This is a genomic window from Streptomyces sp. NPDC006925 (assembly GCF_042869575.1).
GTDB lineage: Bacteria > Actinomycetota > Actinomycetes > Streptomycetales > Streptomycetaceae > Streptomyces.
This window is the reverse complement of sequence record NZ_JBIAGB010000005.1, coordinates 23,896-44,796: the sequence shown is the minus strand read 5'-3', so window position 1 is coordinate 44,796 and position 20,901 is coordinate 23,896. Positions and strand designations below refer to the sequence as shown.

20 protein-coding genes and 1 riboswitch are annotated in these 20,901 nt (G+C 70.7%); of the genes, 12 read left to right on the top strand and 8 right to left on the bottom strand.

Annotated elements, in window-relative coordinates:
* Positions 1–86: 86 nt before the first annotated feature.
* The 6 genes from ACFYNS_RS09660 to gcvT all read right to left on the bottom strand — a co-directional run bounded on the left by ACFYNS_RS09660 (position 87) and on the right by gcvT (position 5,881).
* Positions 87–506, bottom strand: a complete 420-nt coding sequence (locus tag ACFYNS_RS09660; protein ID WP_360291919.1) for a PIN domain nuclease — start codon at positions 504–506, stop codon at positions 87–89.
* Positions 506–760 (bottom strand): type II toxin-antitoxin system VapB family antitoxin, encoded by a 255-nt coding sequence (locus ACFYNS_RS09655; protein ID WP_019355945.1) that lies wholly within the window; start codon positions 758–760, stop codon positions 506–508. Before ACFYNS_RS09655 ends, ACFYNS_RS09660 begins: the two co-directional genes overlap by 1 nt.
* Before the next feature lie 660 nt (positions 761–1,420).
* The gene (locus ACFYNS_RS09650; protein WP_360291916.1) at positions 1,421–2,803 is read right to left on the bottom strand and encodes an L-serine ammonia-lyase; all 1,383 of its coding nucleotides are present in this window, start codon (positions 2,801–2,803) and stop codon (positions 1,421–1,423) included.
* Between the two features lie 134 nt (positions 2,804–2,937).
* Entirely contained in the window at positions 2,938–4,212 is a 1,275-nt protein-coding gene (gene glyA / locus ACFYNS_RS09645; RefSeq protein ID WP_360291914.1) for a serine hydroxymethyltransferase, read from the bottom strand.
* Between the two features lie 67 nt (positions 4,213–4,279).
* Entirely contained in the window at positions 4,280–4,660 is a 381-nt protein-coding gene (gene gcvH, locus ACFYNS_RS09640; protein WP_075001868.1) for a glycine cleavage system protein GcvH, read from the bottom strand.
* Positions 4,661–4,753: 93 nt separating this feature from the next.
* Entirely contained in the window at positions 4,754–5,881 is a 1,128-nt protein-coding gene (gene gcvT / locus ACFYNS_RS09635; protein WP_360291912.1) for a glycine cleavage system aminomethyltransferase GcvT, read from the bottom strand.
* A gap of 184 nt (positions 5,882–6,065) precedes the next feature.
* A riboswitch (glycine riboswitch) is annotated at positions 6,066–6,177 on the bottom strand.
* A 152-nt stretch (positions 6,178–6,329) separates the two neighbouring features.
* Between gcvT and ACFYNS_RS09630 the strand changes: the two genes are divergently transcribed.
* The gene (locus tag ACFYNS_RS09630; RefSeq protein WP_388601886.1) at positions 6,330–7,169 is read left to right on the top strand and encodes an AAA family ATPase; all 840 of its coding nucleotides are present in this window, start codon (positions 6,330–6,332) and stop codon (positions 7,167–7,169) included.
* On the opposite strand, the gene ACFYNS_RS09625 is transcribed toward ACFYNS_RS09630, so the two are convergent.
* Positions 7,147–7,722 carry a hypothetical protein gene (locus ACFYNS_RS09625; RefSeq protein WP_360291910.1) on the bottom strand — a complete coding sequence of 192 codons (576 nt, stop codon included), beginning with the start codon at positions 7,720–7,722 and terminating at the stop codon, positions 7,147–7,149. The two genes, ACFYNS_RS09630 and ACFYNS_RS09625, sit on opposite strands and share 23 nt — an antisense overlap.
* 180 nt (positions 7,723–7,902) lie before the next feature.
* Between ACFYNS_RS09625 and ACFYNS_RS09620 the strand changes: the two genes are divergently transcribed.
* The 11 genes from ACFYNS_RS09620 to ACFYNS_RS09570 all read left to right on the top strand — a co-directional run bounded on the left by ACFYNS_RS09620 (position 7,903) and on the right by ACFYNS_RS09570 (position 20,009).
* Positions 7,903–8,709 carry an enhanced serine sensitivity protein SseB C-terminal domain-containing protein gene (locus ACFYNS_RS09620; protein WP_360291907.1) on the top strand — a complete coding sequence of 269 codons (807 nt, stop codon included), beginning with the start codon at positions 7,903–7,905 and terminating at the stop codon, positions 8,707–8,709.
* A 195-nt stretch (positions 8,710–8,904) separates the two neighbouring features.
* The gene (locus ACFYNS_RS09615) at positions 8,905–9,705 is read left to right on the top strand and encodes an enhanced serine sensitivity protein SseB C-terminal domain-containing protein (protein ID WP_360291904.1); all 801 of its coding nucleotides are present in this window, start codon (positions 8,905–8,907) and stop codon (positions 9,703–9,705) included.
* Between the two features lie 316 nt (positions 9,706–10,021).
* On the top strand, positions 10,022–11,020 hold the full coding sequence (locus ACFYNS_RS09610) for an ABC transporter permease (RefSeq protein ID WP_360291901.1): 999 nt from the start codon (positions 10,022–10,024) through the stop codon (positions 11,018–11,020).
* Positions 11,021–11,088: 68 nt separating this feature from the next.
* A complete protein-coding gene (locus ACFYNS_RS09605; RefSeq protein WP_360291899.1) occupies positions 11,089–12,840 on the top strand; it encodes an ABC transporter substrate-binding protein in 1,752 nt (583 codons plus the stop codon).
* 160 nt (positions 12,841–13,000) lie between these two features.
* Positions 13,001–13,999, top strand: a complete 999-nt coding sequence (locus tag ACFYNS_RS09600) for an ABC transporter permease (protein ID WP_360291896.1) — start codon at positions 13,001–13,003, stop codon at positions 13,997–13,999.
* Complete coding sequence (locus ACFYNS_RS09595) at positions 13,996–15,219, top strand: ABC transporter ATP-binding protein (RefSeq protein ID WP_360291893.1); 1,224 nt, start codon at positions 13,996–13,998, stop codon at positions 15,217–15,219. Before ACFYNS_RS09600 ends, ACFYNS_RS09595 begins: the two co-directional genes overlap by 4 nt.
* 26 nt (positions 15,220–15,245) lie before the next feature.
* Positions 15,246–16,352, top strand: a complete 1,107-nt coding sequence (locus ACFYNS_RS09590; protein WP_360291946.1) for a dipeptide ABC transporter ATP-binding protein — start codon at positions 15,246–15,248, stop codon at positions 16,350–16,352.
* A gap of 116 nt (positions 16,353–16,468) precedes the next feature.
* Positions 16,469–17,164 (top strand): trimeric intracellular cation channel family protein, encoded by a 696-nt coding sequence (locus ACFYNS_RS09585; protein ID WP_075001860.1) that lies wholly within the window; start codon positions 16,469–16,471, stop codon positions 17,162–17,164.
* A gap of 23 nt (positions 17,165–17,187) precedes the next feature.
* The gene (locus ACFYNS_RS09580) at positions 17,188–18,042 is read left to right on the top strand and encodes a thioesterase family protein (RefSeq protein WP_360291888.1); all 855 of its coding nucleotides are present in this window, start codon (positions 17,188–17,190) and stop codon (positions 18,040–18,042) included.
* Positions 18,043–18,164: 122 nt separating this feature from the next.
* Positions 18,165–18,641, top strand: coding sequence for a Dps family protein (locus ACFYNS_RS09575; RefSeq protein WP_388601879.1), 477 nt, complete (start codon positions 18,165–18,167; stop codon positions 18,639–18,641).
* A 180-nt stretch (positions 18,642–18,821) separates the two neighbouring features.
* Positions 18,822–20,009 (top strand): cysteine desulfurase family protein, encoded by a 1,188-nt coding sequence (locus ACFYNS_RS09570; protein ID WP_388601877.1) that lies wholly within the window; start codon positions 18,822–18,824, stop codon positions 20,007–20,009.
* 42 nt (positions 20,010–20,051) lie between these two features.
* Here ACFYNS_RS09570 and ACFYNS_RS09565 read toward each other — a convergent pair whose 3' ends face one another.
* Positions 20,052–20,852, bottom strand: a complete 801-nt coding sequence (locus ACFYNS_RS09565) for an N-acetylmuramoyl-L-alanine amidase (protein ID WP_388601874.1) — start codon at positions 20,850–20,852, stop codon at positions 20,052–20,054.
* Positions 20,853–20,901: the final 49 nt, after the last annotated feature.

The following is a 20,901-nucleotide window of genomic DNA, read 5'->3' as shown; positions in this document are numbered from 1 at the left end:
ACGCGCCCCGCAACCCCGTGGCCGACCACGGCAGCACCCTGCGCTCTCCTCCCACGACAGCTGTGGTGGGGGGAAGGGCGGCATTCTCATCGGTCGGCGCTGCCGGGCGGGACGACCCATTCGGTGGGTTGTCCGGTGAGGGAGGCGATCATGTCGAAGTCTCCGTCGTAGTGGAGGACCGTTCGCCGGTTCAGTTCCGATGTGGCGGCGATCAGCAGGTCGGGGAGGGACAGAGCGCGGTGGAAGCCTGCGTTGAGAGCATGGCGCTGGATCTCGAGAGCGCGGGTGAAGGTGTCGTCGTCGGTGCGGAGGTAGTCGAAGGCATGGAGCCAGGTGCTGATCCGTGTTGCTTCTGAGCTGTCCCGTGCGGAGTGGATCATCTCGAACTCGGTGGGCCGGCATACCGCGAGGAGGTAACGCTCGTGCAGGGGCTTGAGCACCTCTTTGACGCTCGGTTTCGTCCAGCGGGCGAGGGCGGACTTGTCGATCAGGTAGCGGTCCTGCATCAGGCGGCCTGGCCCCCGTTGTGGTTGCCGCCGTGCTTGAGGGAGCCGTCGGCGTTGCGGGGGCCGGTGCTCTCGACGATCTCGCTGAAGTCGAGTTCGCCGGCATCCATGGCGTCGAAGAACTCCTGTCGCAGGTGTCGCTTGACGGCGTCTTCCATGGCGAGGCGGACGGCTTTGGCCTTCGTTTTAGTCCCGAAGATGCGCATGGCCTCGGTGACCATGTCTTCATCGAGGTCGATGACGGTTCTGGCCATGTGGACGGTCCCTTCGCAGATACTCTCGTGAGTGAAACGATACCATCTATCGACCATGGGAGATATCGTTTCGATCCAGAGGTCTCGTCGTGGATGGAGACTGCGGCGTTCGTGGTGAAGTGCCGCCCGGTCGCTCCTTGTGGGAAATGGACAGTCGTCCTCATGCCAGGCTCCGCCCCTGCCAGGGGTCTCGTCAGAAGCGGTGGGACGGCGAGAGGTTGCTGGCCAAGCAGCCCCGCCGGTGGACAGCCGGTGGACAGACGTCTTTGGACGGTGCATCACGGGGTAGCACGGTCAACCTGCCGCACATGGTCTGATCAGGAGAAACATCACTGGGCGGCACGACGGGGTACCACGCAGCATGAACGCTCGTGGTCTCGTAATGCGTAGGTCGGAGGTTCGTTGCTGCATGCGTGCTAGACGTGTTGTCCGACCGTCAGGCGTCAGGTCTGAGCTGGGCGGGCACAGTCGGGAGACGCGTCCCCGAGGGACGACGACCTAACTGCGCAGGTCACTGACCGGATCTGCAGGGACATCCCAGAGACTTTTCAGGGACTTTCAGCTCTGTCACAGGGACTTCCGAGGGACTTTTTGCCGTACAGAGAGGCAAGCCCGTGACAGCGCTGAAAGACGCAAATCACCTGGTCAGGGCAGGCGCGCTCAGCACTCGATGACGTTCACCGCGAGGCCGCCGCGCGCGGTCTCCTTGTACTTGACCTTCATGTCGGCGCCGGTGTCGCGCATGGTCTTGATGGCCTTGTCGAGCGAGACATGGTGGCGGCCGTCGCCGCGCAGGGACATCCGGGCCGCGGTGACGGCCTTGACCGCGGCCATGCCGTTGCGCTCGATGCAGGGGATCTGGACCAGGCCGCCGACCGGGTCGCAGGTGAGGCCCAGGTTGTGCTCGATGCCGATCTCCGCGGCGTTCTCCACCTGCTCCGGGCTGCCGCCGAGGATCTCGGCGAGGCCGCCGGCGGCCATGGAGCAGGCCGAGCCGACCTCGCCCTGGCAGCCGACCTCGGCCCCGGAGATGGAGGCGTTCTGCTTGAAGAGCATGCCGATGGCGCCGGCGGCCAGCAGGAAGCGGACCACGGCGTCGTCGTCCGCGCCGGGGACGAAGTGGTGGGCGTAGTGCAGGACGGCGGGGATGATGCCGGCGGCGCCGTTGGTCGGCGCGGTGACGACCCGGCCGCCCGCCGCGTTCTCCTCGTTCACGGCCATGGCGTAGAGGGTGGTCCACTCCATGGCGTGGGCCTCGACCTGGCCCTCGGCGCGCAGTTGGCGGGCCGAGGTGGCGGCGCGGCGGCGCACCTTGAGGCCGCCGGGCAGGATGCCCTCCTGGGTCAGGCCGCGGGCCACGCAGTCCCGCATGACCTGCCAGATCTCCAGCAGTCCGGCGCGGATCTCGTCCTCGGTGCGCCAGGCTTTCTCGTTCTCCAGCATGAGGCGGGAGACCGACAGGCCGGTCTCCCGGGTGAGGCGCAGCAGTTCGTCGCCGGTGCGGAAGGGGTGCCGCAGGACGGTGTCGTCCAGTTTGATGCGGTCCTCGCCGACGGCGTCCTCGTCCACGACGAAGCCGCCGCCCACCGAGTAGTAGGTCTTCTCCAGCAGTGGTGTGCCGGCCTCGTCGTAGGCGAAGAGGGTCATGCCGTTGGCGTGGTACGGGAGGGAGCGGCGCCGGTGCAGCACGAGTTGGGTGCGCTCGTCGAACGGGATCTCGTGCGTGTCGCCTATCTCCGTGGCCAGCAGCCGCAGCCGGCCCTCGGCGCGGATCCGCGCCACGCGGTCGTCGGCGTTCTCCACGTCGACCGTGCGCGGGGACTCGCCCTCCAGGCCCAGCAGGACGGCCTTGGGGGTGCCGTGGCCGTGGCCGGTCGCGCCGAGGGAGCCGAACAGTTCGGCGCGTACGGAGGCGGTGTGCGCCAGCGCGCCCTCGTTCTTCAGCCGGCGCGCGAACATGCGGGCGGCGCGCATCGGGCCCACGGTGTGGGAACTGGAGGGGCCGATGCCGATCGAGAACAGGTCGAAGACGGAGATTGCCATGGTGCGGCTCCAAGCCCTTGGCGGGCCAGCGGGTTGTGTCCTGGTGCGGAGCGGTGGGTGCCGGAGGGGCCGGGTGCGGCCCCTCCGGCGGGGGAGGAGCCCCGCTCGGGGGCTCCGGGGAGTCCTGCGGAGGACTACTTGCCCAGCGTGGGGTAGAGCGGGTGCTTCTCCGCGAGGGCGGTGACCCGCGCGGCGAGTGCCTTGCCCTTGGTGTCGTCGAAGCCCGGCAGCAGGGCCTCGGCGATGATGTCGGCGACCTCGGTGAAGTCCTCGTCCTGGAAGCCGCGGGTCGCCAGCGCGGGCGTCCCGATGCGCAGGCCCGAGGTCACCATCGGGGGCCGAGGGTCGTTGGGGACGGCGTTGCGGTTGACGGTGATGCCGACGTCGTGGAGCCGGTCCTCGGCCTGCTGCCCGTCCAGCTCGCTGTTGCGCAGGTCGACCAGGACCAGGTGGACGTCCGTGCCGCCGGAGAGCACCGAGACGCCGGCGCCGACGGTGTCCTCGCGCAGCAGGCGCTCGGCGAGGATCCGCGCGCCGGAGAGCGTGCGCTGCTGGCGGTCCTTGAAGTCGTCGCTGGCGGCGACCTTGAAGGCGACGGCCTTCGCCGCGATCACGTGCTCCAGCGGACCGCCCTGCTGACCCGGGAAGACCGCGGAGTTGATCTTCTTGGCGTACTCCTTCTTCGACAGGATCACCCCGCCGCGCGGACCGCCGAGGGTCTTGTGCGTGGTGGTCGTGACGATGTCCGCGTACGGCACCGGGCTCGGGTGCAGCCCGGCGGCGACGAGGCCGGCGAAGTGCGCCATGTCCACCATCAGCAGCGCACCGACCTCGTCGGCGATGCGGCGGAAGGCGGCGAAGTCGAGCTGCCGCGGGTAGGCGGACCAGCCCGCGATGATCAGCTGCGGGCGGTGCTCCTTGGCCAGCCGCTCGACCTCGTCCATGTCGACCCGGCCGGTCTGCTCGTCGACCTTGTAGGCGGCGACGTTGTAGAGCTTGCCGGAGAAGTTGATCTTCATGCCGTGGGTGAGGTGCCCACCGTGCGCCAGATCCAGGCCCAGGATGGTGTCGCCCGGCTTGAGCAGTGCGAACATCGCAGCGGCGTTCGCCTGGGCACCGGAGTGCGGCTGCACGTTGGCGGCCTCGGCGCCGAACAGCGCCTTGATCCGGTCGCGGGCCAGGTCCTCGACCACGTCGACGTACTCGCAGCCGCCGTAGTAGCGGCGCCCGGGGTAGCCCTCGGCGTACTTGTTCGTGAGGACCGAGCCCTGGGCCTCCATGGAGGCGACCGGAGCGAAGTTCTCCGAGGCGATCATCTCGAGGGTGGACTGCTGGCGGTGGAGTTCGGCGTCGACGGCGGCGGCGACGTCGGGGTCGACCTCGTGGAGAGAGCCGTTCAGAAGCGACATGGAAGAACCGTCCCTGGGAAGTGGCGGCGGGGTGGGCAAGCAGCCTCGGTCCCCCGAGGCGGACGCCTCAGTTGCCCGAGGCGAATGCGGCGTACTCGTCGGCCGAGAGCAGGTCGTCCGGCAGCGCGTCGACCTTCACCTTGAACAGCCAGCCGCCCTCCAGCGGGGCGGAGTTGACCAGCGCCGGGTCGTCCACCACGTCCTGGTTGATCTCGGTGATCTCACCGGAGGCGGGGGAGTAGAGGTCGCTGACGGACTTGGTGGACTCCAGTTCGCCGCAGGTCTCGCCCGCGGTCACGGTGTCACCGACCTCGGGGAGCTGGACGAAGACGACGTCGCCGAGGGCGTTGGCGGCGTGCTCGGTGATACCGACCGTCGCGACGCCGTCATCGGCGGCCGACAGCCACTCGTGCTCCTTGCTGTAGCGGAGCTGCTGGGGGTTGCTCATGAGTCTGATTCTCCCGGATGCGAAAGGTGCAGTGAACACGGTCTTGGCAGGTGGAACGGGGGGCGCGGGCCGCCCTTCGGTGGCGGCGGGTGCTCAGGCCCGCTTGTAGAAGGGCAGCGCCACGACCTCGTACGGCTCGTGGGAGCCCCGGATGTCGACCGCGACCCCCTCCGTGCCGGGCTCGGCGTGTGCCGCGTCCACGTACGCCATGGCGATCGGCTTGCCCAGCGTCGGCGACGGCGCCCCGGAGGTGACTTCGCCCACAACCGCACCGTCGGCGACCACCGGGTAACCGGCGCGCGGCACCCGGCGCCCCTCGGACACCAGCCCGACCAGCTTGCGCGGCGGGGCGGTCGCGGCCTTCTCGGCGGCCGCCGCCAGCGCGTCCCGGCCCACGAAGCGTCCCTCGTTCGAGGTCTTCTCGAACTTGACGATCCGGCCCAGCCCCGCGTCGAACGGGGTCAGCGCGGTGGACAGCTCGTGCCCGTACAGCGGCATGCCGGCCTCCAGGCGGAGCGTGTCGCGGCAGCTGAGCCCGCACGGGGTCAGCCCGGCCTCCCGGCCCGCCTCGGTCAGCGCCTCCCAGACCGCCACGGCGTCGTCGGGCGAGACGAACAGCTCGAAGCCGTCCTCGCCGGTGTATCCCGTGCGGGCGATCAGCGCCGACTTGCCGGCGACCATGTCGCGCTCACCGGCGTAGTAGCGCAGTCCGTCCACGTCGAAGCCGGTCAGCTGCTTGAGGATGCCCGCTGCCGCCGGGCCCTGCACCGCGATGAGCGCGTAGCTGTCGCGGTCGTCCCGCACCTCGGCACCGAAGCCGTCCTGCCGCGCGACCAGCGCGTCCAGCACCGTCTGCGCGTTGGCGGCGTTGGCCACGACCAGGTACTCCTGGTCGTCCAGCCGGTAGACGATCAGATCGTCGAGGATGCCGCCGTCCTCGTCGCAGATCATGGTGTAGCGGGCGCGGCCGACCGCCAGCTTGGACAGGTTGCCGACCAGCGCGTGGTCCAGCAGTTCGGCGGCCTGCGGCCCGGTCAGGGTGATCTCGCCCATGTGCGAGAGGTCGAAGAGACCGGCGGTCGAGCGCACGGCCAGATGCTCCTCGCGCTCGCTGCCGTAGCGCAGCGGCATGTCCCAGCCTGCGAAGTCGGTCATGGTGGCGCCCAGCGCACGGTGCGTGGCGTCCAGCGCGGTCTTGCGGATGGCCGGTGGCTCAGTCATGCAGGCTCCCAGAGTCCCGATGCGTCCCCATAGGGGGATATGACGTGGATGTCCTCCCCATCTGTCATCGGAACCTGAGAGGTTCGCCGACAGCTCCCGAACGGCTGGAGCCCGGCTTGCACCTTGGGTGGGACCGCCGCTCCGCGCCGGGGCGGGGGCACAGCGGTCCGCTTTTCAGATCTGCCTAGCCTGCGCGGTAACGGGGCCTGAGAGATTCAAGGGAGGATCTTGCTCCTTCGGCGCCCCGGCGTGCGCGTACTGCACACGCCTGCCGGGGACTCTCCCGCGCGGGTTCGAACGGCCGGTATGCAGTTTGGATGCGCACATCATGGCACGGCCGAGCGGGCCGTGGCTGCCCCCGCGGAGCAGCTCTTCGCCTTGAACCGCATTACTCCTTCTTTACATACTTGGGGCGGCGGCCGAACAGCCGCCAGGGGAGGGAGATCCAGTGGGCAGCCCGTGCCGTGCAGGAGCCGTACCGAGGGGCGCGCGAGCGGGCCCCGCAGCCCGCGCCGCGGTCCGGCACGATCTTCGCCGTACCGCCGGGCGGTGGACGCTGCGCTATCCGGCGGGGGACGTGGTGGTGGTCTCCGGACTGCCGGGCGGCGGCAAGTCCACGCTCATGCGGCGCGCGGTCCCGGCCCGGTCCGACGCGGTGCGCATCGACTCGCAGGACACCCGCGAGCGCTGGGAGGCGCGGATGCCGCACTGGCTGCCGTACGGCGCCTACCGGCCCCTGGTGCGGCTCGCGCACTACGCGGCGCTGCGCACGGCACTGGGCTCGGGTGCGGCCGTCATGGTGCACGACTGCGGCACGCAGAGCTGGGTGCGCCGCTGGCTGGCCCGGGACGCGGTACGGCGCGGGCGCTCCTTGCACCTGCTGCTGCTCGACGTCCCCGCCGGGGACGCGCTGGCCGGGCAGACCGTGCGAGGCAGACGGGTGACGGGGTACGCCTTCCGGCGGCATCTGCGCGCTGTCGGAAGGCTGCGGGCCGCCGCGGAGGCCGGACGGCTGCCGCGCGGCTGCGTCTCCTCGGTGCTGCTGGACCGGGAGGCGGCCCGGGGCGTGCGGTCCGTGCTCTTCGAGCCGCTGCCCGCCGCGGTACCGCTGGTGCTCTCCCCGTGGGCGGGACCGCCGGGCCCGACCGCGCCGCCAACCGTACCGTCACCCGGAGCCGAGCGGACGCCCGCGGCCCCGGCACCCGCGAGGGATGCCGGGGCCGCGGACGGGGACACCGGTGACCGGGTTCAGGGGGTGACCGGGGTCAGCGGCCCGCTGCCGGGGTGACCGGCTTGACGGGCTGCTGCGCGGGGGACTGCTGCCCTGCCTGGCCCAGCGCGGGCTTGCCGGGGGCCTGCGGCCGCGGGGGCTGCTGAGCGGCGGGCTTCGTCGGTCCGGCCGGCTTGGCGGGCTTGGCGGGCTTCCCGGGCTCGGCCGGCTTCGCGGGTTGCTGCTCCTGGGCCGACTCCGACGGCTTGGCGGGCTTCGACGGCTTGGCGGGCTGCTGCCCTTCGGCCGGCTTCTCGCCGGGTTCGGACGGCTTCTGCGGGCCGGACGGCTTCTCGCCGGGTTGGGGCGGCTTCGGGAGCTTGTGCTGCGCCATCGGGTCCTGCTGGGGGGTCGCGGGCTTGTGCTGCGGCGCCGACTGCCCCATGCCCTGGTCGTCCGACGGCTTCGGCTTGGCCTGCTCCGTCCCGGAATCCGGTCCGGCGGGCTGCTGGATGCCGGGCCGCTGCCCCGGGGCGTGGCCGACCACCGGCGCGGCGGCGGCCGCACCCGCCGCGCCGAGGGCGAGCGAGCCGGCCAGGGTGACGGTGACGGCGATCCTGTTCACACGCATGTGCTCTCCTCCGTGGGGCGTGCCGGTTGGCACGTATGGGGACGGAGTCCACCTTTCGGGCATCTGACGCGGGGCGCAACCGGAGCGTCGCTGTTCGTGTTCGTCCCGGTTCGTCCAGGGGGCCTGACCGGTGCTCAGGGGCCCCTCCGAGCGGGCGGGGATCATGGATAGGCTTGCCGTATGACAGTTCCCTCGCAGCCCTCGCAGCCTCAGCAGCCGCAGCACTTCGGGCCCGGGCACGGGGGCGGCTGGCCCGGCAACGAACTGGAGGAAGCCCTGGCCGCCTCGCTCCAGGTGCCGCACGCGGGCGCCCGGCTGCTGGAGGTGCTGGGCCGCAGCAGCGTCTGGGTCCCGCTGCCGGAGGGCGGCGACCGGGAGAGCCGGGAACTGGATCTGCCGACCATCGAGTTGGACGGCGCGGTCCATGTGCCGGTCTTCAGCTCCGAGCAGCAGTTCCTCAGCGTCGTCGGTACGCATGTGTCCTTCACCGTCGCACCGGCCAGGGAATTCGCGCGCGGCCTGCCCGCGGGGGTGGGCATCGCCGTGAACCCGGAGGGGACGGTGGGGGTTCCGCTGTCCGCCGAGGCCGTCGCCGAACTGTGCGCCAACACCCCCGCCGAGCAGGCCGCCACCGGGGCCGTGCGGGGTGCCCGCGTGCGGCTGTTCGAGCCGGACTGGCAGGACGATCCGCTCGCCTTCCTCGCCGCGGCCTCGGCGGAGTTCGCCGCGCTCCCGGCCGTACGCACCGCGCGCCGGGGCCTCGCCAGTACCGAGGGCGATTCGCCCGGTCTGCTCGTCGGGATAGAGCTCGACCTCCTCGATCCGGAGGCCCGGCAGGCGGCCCACGACGCGCTCGGCAGGGCGCTGCACGTGGCGCCGGTGCGCTGGCCGGTCCAGATGGTGCTGCTCGACGCGGCCGACGACCCGGTCGTGGACTGGCTGCGGCAGTGCGTACGTCCGTTCTACGACCGCGAGAACCACAGCTGAGCGCGGCGCCAGGGACGGTGGTGGGCCACGGTGCCGGTGAGGTGCCGTTCGCGGCCCGGATGCGGAGCGGCGCGCGCCGGTTGCCGGACCCGAGCTGAGTACGAGTACCGATGTCCCGGTCCGCTCGTAAGCTGGTTGGATGGCGGTGCGGGGCGACGAGCCAGGAACGGCGGCAGAGGTGGAAAGGCGGCCCAGGTGAGCGCGGGTGAGAGCGTCGAGACGCTGCTGCGGCGGGTGGCGCCCGGCGGGCACGGCACCTACGAGAGCTACGAGAACTACGAGGCCCTGCTCCAGGCGCTCGCCGGCAGCCAGGTGTGGATGCTGCTGTGGAACGGGCAGGTCGGATCCCCCGACGCGCAGTACGGAAACATGGACGTCGCCGGGTACGGCTACGCACCCTGTGTCACCTCGGCCCAGGAGCTGGCGGCTTCCGGCTGGAACCGCGCCCACGAGGTCGTCGCCGGACGGGAGATCGCTGCGGCCCTCTTCGCCGACCGCTGGGGGATCTGGCTGAATCCGCACGCTCCCGGCGGCGGCGTCGGCATCCCCTGGCTGGATCTGCGGCGGATCGCGGTCGGCCTCGACCAGCTTCCCGCCGGGCCGCTGCGGATCAGCGAGCCGACCCTGGAGATCCCGCAGTTCTATGCGCTGCTGACGCAGAACGCCCACCGGACCCCTGTCGTCCGCTCGCTGCGCCGCGCCTGGGTGCGGCCCGCGCTGGGCGTCCCGTACCTGGCCGTGGGCCTCGACCTGTACGACAGCGCCCCCGCCTCGATCGAGGCGGCCCGCCGGATGATGGCCCAGTCGGTGCTCGCGGTGCCCGACGGACTCCCCGTCTCCAGTGTCGCGATGGCGGACGACTACGACCCCGTGGCCATGTGGATGCGCAGCCAGTCCCGGCCATTCTTCGACCGGGACGCACACGCTCCGGCCGGATACGACGCCTCCCGGCCACCGGCTCCCGGTGCCGGTTACGGCTACCCGCGCGCCTTCTGAGCAGGGGCGGAATCCGGACGTATTTCCGGATCCGCAGACGGTCCAGATCAGGACAAATTCCCGGCCCCCACACCGCTCAACGTCATTATCCGTCCGCATAACGGAACATGACGCGTCACATCACAGTTGCGCATCCATTCCCCGGCAGGTCTGGCGACTGATCCTGAGCGCGATGAAGACTCCCGAGCCATAAGCCACCGGAAGGCCGCAGTCGGCCTCCCACCCACAACGGCTTTCGAATGTCTTCTGAACTCTGACCGCTACAGCGGTGTGCGTGGACTGGTCAACTGCCGGTCGAGAAGGGGTCCCCAACACGATGACGGCACCACTGCACGAGGAAACGATCGCGGAAACCGCGGCCGTGGAGCCGGCACCCGGCAAGGCCGAGAAGGCGATCGAGGGCCGCTCACTCGGCCGGATCGCCTGGGAGCGGCTCAAGCGGGACAAGGTGGCGCTGCTCGGCGGCACGATCGTGCTGCTGCTGGTGCTGCTCGCGATCTTCGCCCCGGTGCTCGCGGCGCTGACCGGACAGTCGCCGAACGAGCGCCACGAAGATCTGATCGACCCGCTCTTCAGCACCCCCAAGGGTGCGCTGGGCGGGATGTCCGCCGACCATCTGCTCGGCGTGGAGCCGGTCAGCGGCCGCGACATCCTCACCCGGATCGTCTACGGAGCGCGCGTCTCGATCCTCGTCGGCTTCCTCTCGGCCTTCGTCGCCGTCATCTTCGGCACCATCCTGGGCACCCTCGCCGGCTACTTCGGCGGCTGGCTGGACGCACTGATCAGCCGGGTGATGGACATGCTGCTGGCCTTCCCGCAGCTGCTGTTCATCATCTCCCTGATCTCCGTGATGCCCAACGACCTGCTCGGCCTGACCGGCACGGGCGTGCGGCTGCTGGTGATGATCCTGGTGATCGGCTTCTTCGGCTGGCCCTACATCGGCCGGATCGTGCGCGGCCAGGTGCTCTCGCTGCGCGAGCGCGAGTACATCGAGGCCGCCCGCAGCCTGGGGGCCGGCCGCGGCTACATCATCGGCAAGGAACTGCTGCCCAACCTGGTCGCGCCGATCACCGTCTACATGACGCTGATGATCCCGACCAACATCCTCACCGAGGCGGCGCTCAGCTTCCTGGGTGTGGGCGTCAAGCCGCCGACCGCCTCGTGGGGCTCGATGCTCTCGGACGCGGTGACGTACTACGAGTCCGACCCGATGTACATGATCATTCCCGGCGTCGCCATCTTCATCACGGTGCTCGCCTTCAACCTCTTCGGCGACGGCGTTCGCGACGCACTGGACCCGAAGGGCACCCGTTGATCCCCCATCCCAGACCCCGGCCCCGCCCAGCCCGTGCGGGCCGTGACCTATCACGGAGGTTGCGAGACGTGAAACCCCTACGCACATCGAGGCGCCGGTTGGCCGCGCTCTCGGCTGTTGCCGCCGCCACGCTGCTGGCCACCTCGGCCTGCGGCGGGGGCGACAGCGACAAGGAGGGCGGCGGCGAGTACAACGCGGGCGTCAACAAGGTCGCCAACGCCTCCAGCAAAAAGGGCGGGACCCTGAAGTTCGTGGGCGTCCAGGACGCCGACTCCTGGGACACCACCCGCATGTACTACGGCTTCGTCTTCGACTTCTCGCGGTTCTACAGCCGCCAGCTCGTGAGCTACAGCCCCAAGCCGGGCAAGAAGAGCCTGGACCTGAAGCCCGACCTGGCCACGGACAACGCGCAGATATCCGAGGACGGCAAGGTCTACAAGTACACCCTGAAGAACGGCCTGAAGTGGGAGGACGGCAAGCCGATCACCTCCCAGGACGTCAAGTACGGCATCGAGCGCCAGTGGGCCCAGAAGACCCTCTCCGGCGGCCCGACCTACATCAAGGACGTCCTCGACCCGGACGGCAAGTGGAAGGGTCCCTACGAGGACAAGGGCGGCTTCGACGCCATCAAGACGCCCGACGACAAGACCATCGAGTTCCACCTGCCGAAGGCCAACGGCGACTTCGAGCAGATGCTGGCGATGCCCACCAACTCGCCGGTGCGCAAGGACAAGGACACCAAGTCCAAGTACACGCTGCGCCCCTTCTCCTCGGGTCCGTACAAGTTCAAGTCGTACACCCCGAACAAGTCGCTGCTCCTGGTCCGCAACAAGCACTGGGACCGCAACAGCGACACGCTGCGCAAGGCGCTTCCGGACAAGGTCAAGGTCACGCTGCTCACCAACCCGGACGAGCGCGACAAGCGCCTGATCAACGGTGACGCGGACCTCGACCTCAACCAGCGCGGTATGGAGGTCCAGGGCCGGCAGACCGCCCTCAAGCAGCACAAGGGCAACGTGGACAACCCGCAGACCGGGTTCATCTCGTACGTGGCCTTCCCGCAGAGCGTGAAGCCCTTCGACAACATCCACTGCCGCAAGGCCGCCATCTACGGCACCAACCACAAGTCGGTGCAGACCGCCCGCGGTGGTCCGACCGCCGGTGGCGAGCTGGCCGTCAACATGCTGCCGCCCACCGTTCCGGGCGCCGACCAGAACGACGACCAGTACGGCATCCGCAAGAACGGTGGAGCCGCCGACGTCGCGAAGGCCAAGGAAGAGCTCGAGAAGTGCGGTAAGCCCAACGGCTTCAAGACCACGCTGGCCGTGCGCAACACCGACAAGGCCGACGTGAAGTCCGCCGAGGCCATCCAGGCGTCGCTGAAGAAGGTCGGCATCAAGGTCGAGCTGGACGAGTTCGACGGCTCGCAGGGCTCCTCGATCGTCGGCAACCAGGCCACGGTCAAGCGCAAGGGCTACGGCATGGTGCTCTACGGCTGGGGCCCGGACTTCCCCAGCGGCCAGGGCTACGGCATCGAGCTGTGGCACAGCTCCAAGATCCGTGACAACGGCAACAACAACTACGCGCTGATCGACGACCCGAAGATCGACAAGGGTCTCGAGGACGCCATCGCCGAGCTCGACCCGGCGAAGGCCGCCGAGCAGTACGCCGAGGTCAACCACCGGGTCATGGAAGGCGGCTACTACCTGCCGCTGACCTACCTGAAGGTTGTCCAGTGGCGCTCGGACCGGCTCACGAACGTCTACGCGGCCGACTCCTTCAGCGGCTGGTACGACTTCGCGTCCCTCGGCGTCAAGTGACCCAGGGGGTCCCCGGACCCTCGAAGTTCGCCACCGACATCACCATCTGACGGCGCCACCCGCCGCTGGCACGAAGGGCAGGTGAAGGCCGCTACGGGCGGCCCGGCCGCCGACTCCCGACCGGGGAGCGGCCGGGCCGCCGCCGGGCGGCCGGAGAGCAGTGCTCACATACCTCATCAGGCGGCTGTTCGCCGTCGCAGTGATGCTGGTCGTCATCATCCTGGCGGTCTTCTGCATCTTCTTTCTGATCCCCAAGTGGTCGGGGATCGATCCGGCCACCATGTTCGTCGGTAAGCAGGCCGACAAGGAGAGCGTCGAAGCCGTTCGCGAGAAGCTCCAGCTGGACGATCCGGTCCTGGTCCAGCTCTTCGAGTTCTTCAAGGGCCTCTTCGTCGGCCGGGACTACACCTCCGGTGGCGACACGACGCACTGCTCCGCCCCCTGCTTCGGATACTCCTTCCGCACCGAGCAGGAGATCTGGCCGGTGCTGACCGACCGGCTGCCGGTCACCCTCTCCCTGGCGCTGGGCGCTGCCGTCATCTGGCTGATCATCGGCCTGGCCGTCGGTGTGCTCTCCGCACTCAAGCGGGGCAGCCTCTGGGACCGGCTCGCCATGACCGGCGCGCTGGCCGGCGTCTCGCTGCCCGTCTACTTCACCGGTCTGATCTCGCTGGCGCTGTTCGCCTACCAACTCGACCTGGTGAGCAACACCTTCACCCCGTTCGGCGACGATCCCGTCAAGTGGTTCAGCGGCATGATCCTGCCCTGGGTCACCCTCGCCTTCCTCTTCGGCGCCATGTACGCCCGGCTGACCCGGGCGACCATGCTGGAGGTGATGGGCGAGGACTACATCCGTACCGCCCGTGCCAAGGGGCTCAAGGAGCCGGTCGTCATCGGCAAGCACGCCATGCGCTCCACCATGACGCCGGTCCTCACGCTCCTCGGCATCGACATCGGCGCCCTGATGGGCGGCGCGATCCTCACCGAGACCACCTTCAGCATCCCCGGACTCGGGCAGGCCGTGCTCAAGGCGATCACCGATCGCGACCTCCCGCTGATCCTGGGCGTCACCCTCATCACCGCAACCGCCGTCGTCATCGCGAATCTCATCGTGGACCTGCTGTACGGCGTGATCGACCCACGAGTGAGGCTGGGATGACCGACCACGAGCACAAGTCCCACAAGGACACCGAGACCGGCACGGACGCCACCCGCGCGGACGCGCCGCCGGCGGCCGCCGCCTCCGGCGCCGCCGGGGCAGCGATCCCCGAGCAGGGCACGGCAGCGGACCTGACCGGTTCCGGCACCGCGCCCGGCGAACCCGAGCTGGACCAGCGGCCCCCGTCCTCCTTTCTGGAGGTGCGGGACCTGCGGGTGCACTTCCCCACCCAGGACGGCCTGGTCAAGTCCGTCGACGGGCTCACCTTCTCGCTGGAGAAGGGCAAGACCCTCGGCATCGTCGGCGAGTCGGGCTCCGGCAAATCCGTCACCTCGCTCGGCATCATGGGCCTGCACACGGTCGGCCAGTACGGCAGGCAGCGTCCGCGGCTCTCGGGCGAGATCTGGCTGGACGGCCAGGAGCTGCTCACCGCCGACGCGGAGACGGTGCGCAAGCTGCGCGGCCGCGAGATCTCCATGATCTTCCAGGACCCGCTCTCGGCGCTGCATCCCTTCTTCACCGTCGGCCACCAGATCGTGGAGGCGTACCGCGTCCACCACGCCGTCGACAAGAAGACGGCCCGCAGGCGAGCGATCGAGCTGCTGGACCGGGTGGGCATCCCCGAGCCCGGCAAGCGGGTCGACAGCTACCCGCACGAGTTCTCCGGCGGGATGCGGCAGCGGGCCATGATCGCGATGTCGCTGGTCAACAACCCCGAACTGCTGATCGCCGACGAGCCCACCACCGCGCTCGACGTGACGGTCCAGGCGCAGATCCTGGACCTGATCCGGGATCTGCAGCAGGAGTTCGGCTCGGCCGTCATCATCATCACCCACGACCTGGGCGTCGTCGCCGAGCTCTCGGACGACATCCTGGTGATGTACGGCGGGCGCTGCGTCGAGTACGGCACCGCCGAGCAGGTCTTCTACGAGCCGCAGCACCCCTACACCTGGGGCCTGCTGGGCTCCATGCCGCGCATCGACCGGGACCGGGCCGACCGGCTCATCCCCGTCAAGGGCTCGCCGCCCAGCCTCATCAACGTGCCGTCCGGCTGCGCCTTCAACCCGCGCTGCCCGTACGCGGACGTCCCCGGGGACGACGTCACCCGCACCGTCCGGCCGGAGCTGCGCGAGGTCAAGGACGGGCACCTGGCCGCCTGCCACATGGCGCAGGAGGACCGGGAGCGGATCTGGAACGAAGAGATTGCCCCGAAGCTGTGAGCGGCGTGAGTGAGGACGACGAGCCGATGACGAAACCCGTGCAGTCCCCGGGCTCCGAGCCGAGGGCCGACTCCGCGGCAGCGCCGGGCCAGGGCGAAACGCTGCTGAAGGTCAGCGGCCTCAAGAAGCACTTCCCCATCCACAAGGGCCTCTTCAAGCGGCAGGTGGGCGCGGTGCAGGCGGTCGACGGCATCGACTTCGAGGTCCGCGCCGGGGAAACCCTCGGTGTCGTGGGCGAGTCGGGCTGCGGCAAGTCGACGATGGGCCGGCTGATCACCCGGCTGCTGGAGCCCACTGCCGGCTCCATCGAGTTCGAGGGCCGCGACATCACCCATCTGGGTGTCAGCGGAATGCGCCCGCTGCGCCGCGACGTGCAGATGATCTTCCAGGACCCGTACTCGTCGCTGAACCCCCGGCACACGGTCGGCGCCATCGTCAGCGCGCCGTTCAAGCTCCAGGGGGTGCAGCCGGAGGGCGGCGTCAAGAAGGAGGTCCAGCGGCTGCTGGGGGTGGTCGGACTCAGCCCCGAGCACTACAACCGCTACCCGCACGAGTTCTCCGGTGGGCAGCGGCAGCGCATCGGCATCGCCCGCGCCCTGGCGCTCAGCCCGAAGCTGGTGGTGGCCGACGAGCCGGTCTCGGCGCTGGACGTCTCCATCCAGGCGCAGGTAGTCAACCTCCTGGACGATCTGCAGGAGGAGCTCGGCCTCACCTATGTGATCATCGCGCACGACCTGTCCGTCATCCGGCACGTCTCGGACCGGATCGCGGTGATGTACCTCGGCAAGGTCGTGGAGCTGACCGACCGGCAGTCGCTCTACAACACGCCGATGCACCCCTACACCAAGGCGCTGATGTCGGCGGTGCCGGTGCCCGACCCGCGGCGCAAGGCGGCGGACAGCCGGGAGCGGATCCTGCTGCAGGGCGATGTGCCCTCGCCGATGAACCCGCCGTCCGGCTGCCGCTTCCACACCCGCTGCTGGAAGGCCACGGAGGTCTGCAAGACCAAGGAGCCGCCGCTGATCCCGCTGGCGACGGGCCACAACGTGGCCTGCCACCATCCGGAGAACGCGCCGGACCAGGAGCCGGGAGACACCGCGCTGCTGAGCGAAACCGTCACCGCCAAGCGCTGACCCACCACCGGAGGGGCTGGTTCCCCAGCCTCTCCGGTGCCGTTCCGCGGCTTTCGGGGCGGCGCCCGACGGGAGCCGGGGCGAGGCTGCGGGGACGGTCCGGATACAAAGGAGCGGTGGAATCCCTCTTCAGTCCTCCGCTCCAACACTGGCTGGACATCGCCGGCATCTTCGTCTTCGCCGTCTCCGGGGCGCTGCTGGCCGTCCGCCGCAACTTCGACGTCTTCGGCATCGCCGTCCTCGCCGAGGTCACCGGCCTGGGCGGCGGCCTCTTCCGGGACGTGGTCATCGGTGCCGTCCCCCCGGCCGCCTTCACCGATCTCGGCTACTTCCTCACCCCGCTCGTCTCGGCCGCGCTGGTCTTCTTCCTCCATCCGGAGGTGGAGCGGATCAACAAGGCGGTCAATGTCTTCGACGCGGCGGGGCTGGGGCTCTTCTGCGTGACGGGCACGCTCAAGGCGGACGAGTACGGGCTCAGCCTGACCTCCTCGGTCGTGATGGGGTTGGCCACCGCCGCGGGCGGCGGCGTGCTGCGCGACGTGCTGGCGAACGAGGTGCCCTCGCTGCTGCGCTGGGACCGGGAGGTCTACGCGGTCCCCGCGGTCATCGGATCCAGCGCCGTGGCGCTGCTGATCCACCTGGACGCGGTACGTCCCGCCACGGCGGTGGGCGCGGCGCTGCTGGCCTTCGTGCTGCGGCTGCTGGCCCTGCACTACAACTGGCGGGCGCCGCGGGCGTGGAAGCGCAGCAGCGCGACGGTGGACGCGGAGGCGGCGGGGGGCACCCCGGAACCACCCCCTACCGAGCAGTAACAAATTCGGTGTACCGTCGCCCCATGTCCGACGCACCGTCCTGCACCGCCGTATCCGCCGCTCCCGCCGGCAGCAGCGAGTTCGACCGCGACACCGCGGTCCGCACCCTGCGGCCCGGCGTCCACGAGGCGCAGCTCTCCCCGGGCTGGGCCATCGGTACCGCCTTGAACGGCGGCTACCTGCTGGCCGTGGTGGGCCGCGCCCTGAGCCAGGCCCTCCCGCACCCGGACCCGTTCACCGTCACGGCCCACTACCTCACGGCCACCACCGCGGGCCCCGCCACCGTCCGCACCTCGGTGGCCCGCGGCGGGCGCACCGTCTCCACCGCGTCGGCCGGGCTCTTCCAGCTGGACGAGAGCGGTACGGAGGTGGAGCGCATCCGGGTCCTGGCGACCTACGGCGAACTGGACGCGCTCCGAGGCGAGGTGCGCACCAGCGCGACGCCGCCCGCCGTCCCGCCGCAGGATCAGTGCTTCCGGGCCACCGACCATCCCGGCGGTGACGCCGCCGTACCCGAGATGGGGCGCCGGCTCGACCTGCGCCTCGACCCGGAGACCTGCGGCTGGGCGCTCGGCGCGCCCAGCATGCGCGGCGAGATCCGCGGCTGGCTCGGACTGGCCGACGGGCGCGACCCGGACCCGCTCTCGCTGCTGATGGCCGTCGACGCGCTGCCGCCCACCGGCTTCGACCTGGGGCTCACCGGCTGGGTGCCCACCGTCGAGCTCACCGTCCATGTGCGCGCCCGCCCGGCGCCCGGTCCGCTGCGCATCGCCATCACCACCCGCAACCTGGCGGGCGGATTCCTGGAGGAGGACGCCGAGGTCTGGGACTCCGCCGACCGCCTGGTCGCGCAGTCCCGGCAACTGGCACGCGCGTAGCGCGGGCGAGGCGGCCGGCGGAGGCGGCCCGGGTGACAGGTGCGGGCGCCTCGATGTCCCTTTTCGTGTGATGTGCTTACGTAGGTCGGGAAAGTTTGCCTGCCCGAGAGAAAGCGACGCACGTGACCTACACAGTGAAGAGCACGCTTCCGGAGTCGGACCTCAGGACCGTCGCCGAGGCCCTGCAGGGCACGCTGCTGGACCTCATCGACCTCTCCCTCGCCGCCAAGCAGATCCACTGGAACGTGGTGGGGCCGCGCTTCCGCTCCATCCACCTCCAGCTCGACGAGGTCGTCGACACGGCCCGCCAGTACTCCGACATCGTCGCCGAGCGGGCCTCCGCGCTCGGCGTCAGCCCCGACGGCCGCTCCACCACGGTCGCGGGCGGCAGCGCCGTCAACACGGTCAAGGAGGGCTGGCTCCCCGACAACGACGCGGTCCGCCTGATGGTCGAGGCCCTCGGCGCCGTCATCACCAAGGCCCGGGAGCGGATGAAGGCCGTCGGTCCGGTCGACCCCGTCACCGAGGACGTCTTCATTCAGCTCACCGGCGTCCTGGAGAAGGAGCACTGGATGTTCCAGGCGGAGAACCGCGGCTGAGACCGGGGCGACGCCGGGCGCCCCCGGGGCCGCCCTCCGGGGGCGGGTTCCGGTGTCCGCGGGCCGCCGTGCGGGCGCCCGGGACTCCCGGTCGGCTCCGGAGGGGGCACGGACGCCGAGGTGCATACGCTGCCACGCGCCGGTCGTGCGCCCCGTGGGGAACCGTAGGATTGGGGAACCATGGCTGACTCCGCCCACCCCGTCTATCTCGACCACGCCGCCACCACGCCCATGTGGCCCGAAGCGGTGCGGACGATGACCGAACAGCTCGCGGTCGTCGGCAACGCCTCCTCGCTGCACGGCGCGGGACGGCGGGCCCGGCGCACGGTGGAGGAGGCCCGCGAGTCGCTCGCGGCCTCGCTCGGAGCGCGCCCCAGCGAGGTCGTCTTCACGGCGGGCGGCACCGAGGCGGACAACCTCGCCGTCAAGGGGCTCTACTGGGCCCGCCGGGACGAGGACGCCCGGCGCACCCGGGTGCTGGCCGGGCCGGTGGAGCACCACGCCGTGCTGGACGCCGTCGAGTGGCTGGCCGAGCACGAGGGCGCCCGCCTGGAATGGCTGCCGGTGGACGCGTACGGCCGGGTGCGCCCCGAGGCGCTGCGCGAGGCCCTCGCACGCGATCCCTCCGACGTCGCGCTGGCCACCGTCATGTGGGCGAACAACGAGATCGGCACGGTCACCCGGATACCGGAACTCGCCGAGGTCGCCGCCGAGTTCGACGTGCCACTGCACTCGGACGCGGTGCAGGCGTTCGGCCAGCTCGACCTCTCCTTCAGCGGGTCCGGGCTCGCCTCGATGGCCGTCACCGGCCACAAGACCGGCGGCCCCTACGGGGTCGGCGCGCTGCTGCTGCGGCGCGAGTACGCGCCGGTACCGCTGCTGCACGGCGGGGGCCAGGAGCGGCACGTGCGCTCCGGCACGCTCGACACCCCCGCCATCGCCGCGTTCGCCACGGCCGCACAGGTCTCCGTCGAGCGGCGGGCCGACTTCGTCCGCGAGGTGGGCGGCCTGCGGGACGCGCTGGTGGCGGCCGTCCGCGACGCCGTACCGGACGCGGTGCTCAACGGCGACCCGGACCCCGCCGGGCGGCTCGCGGCCAACGCGCACTTCTCCTTCCCGGGCTGCGAGGGGGACTCGCTGCTGCTGCTCCTGGATGCGCAGGGGATCGCGTGTTCGACCGGTTCGGCCTGCACCGCGGGCGTCGCCCAGCCCAGCCACGTGCTGCTGGCCACCGGCACCGCACCCGACCTGGCCCGGGGCACCCTCCGCTTCTCGCTGGGCCACACCACCACCAAGGCGGACGTGGACGCGCTGGCGCAGGCGATCGGCCCGGTCGTCGAGCGGGCCCGCACGGCGGGGCTGAGCTAGCCGCACCGGAGGAGCCGCACGCCCGGCCACTCACCCCGGCGGTCACTTGTCCCGGAGCGTGCTCTCCACCCGCATCTCGGTGCGGACCATCCGCAGATACTTGTCCCAGTCCCAGTGCCGCCCCGGATCGGTGTGGTCGGCGCCCGGCACCTCGTTGTGGCCGATGATGTGCCGCCGGTCGGCGGGGAAGCCGTAACGGGAGCAGATCCCGGCCGTCAGCCTGGCGGAGGAGCGGTACATGGCGTCCGTGAAGTCCTGCGGACGGTCTATCCAGCCCTCGTGCTCCACCCCGATGCTGCGCTCGTTGTACTCCTTGTTCGCCGCGTGGAAGGCGACGTCCAGCTCGCGGATCATCTGGATGATCTGCCCGTCCTGGCAGACGATGTAGTGCGCCGCGGCCTGGTGCTCCGGGTCCCGGAAGACCTTCACGGCCGCCGCCGCGCTGCCCTGCGTGACATGCACGATCACCCGGTCGATGCCGTAGTCCGCGGGCCGGTCGCCGCGGCGCATGTTCGCGTCGGCTGCGGCCACCCAGCGGGCGCGGGTGTCGTCCACCTCGCCCTCCAGCCGCGGCTTGTCGTTCCCCGGCATCCGCCACCACCAGCGCTTGAGCTCCTGCTGGGTGGCCACCCCGAGCACACCGAGGCCCACGAGGGTGCTGCCGCCGATCAGCAGCCGCCGCCGGGCGACCCCGCGGCCGCGCGTGCCTTCCGGGCCGCCGTCGCCGGAGGTGCCGACGCCCTCGTCCTGGCCGCCGGGACCGGTGTCCCGGCCCTCGCCGGGGCCGGACCCGGAACCGTCCGCCGGGCCGTCCTCGTGTCCGTCATCCGCCGCTGGTCCCATGCGCTCCCTAACGCGTTCGGGTGGCCGGGAGGTTCCGTCTACCCTGGAG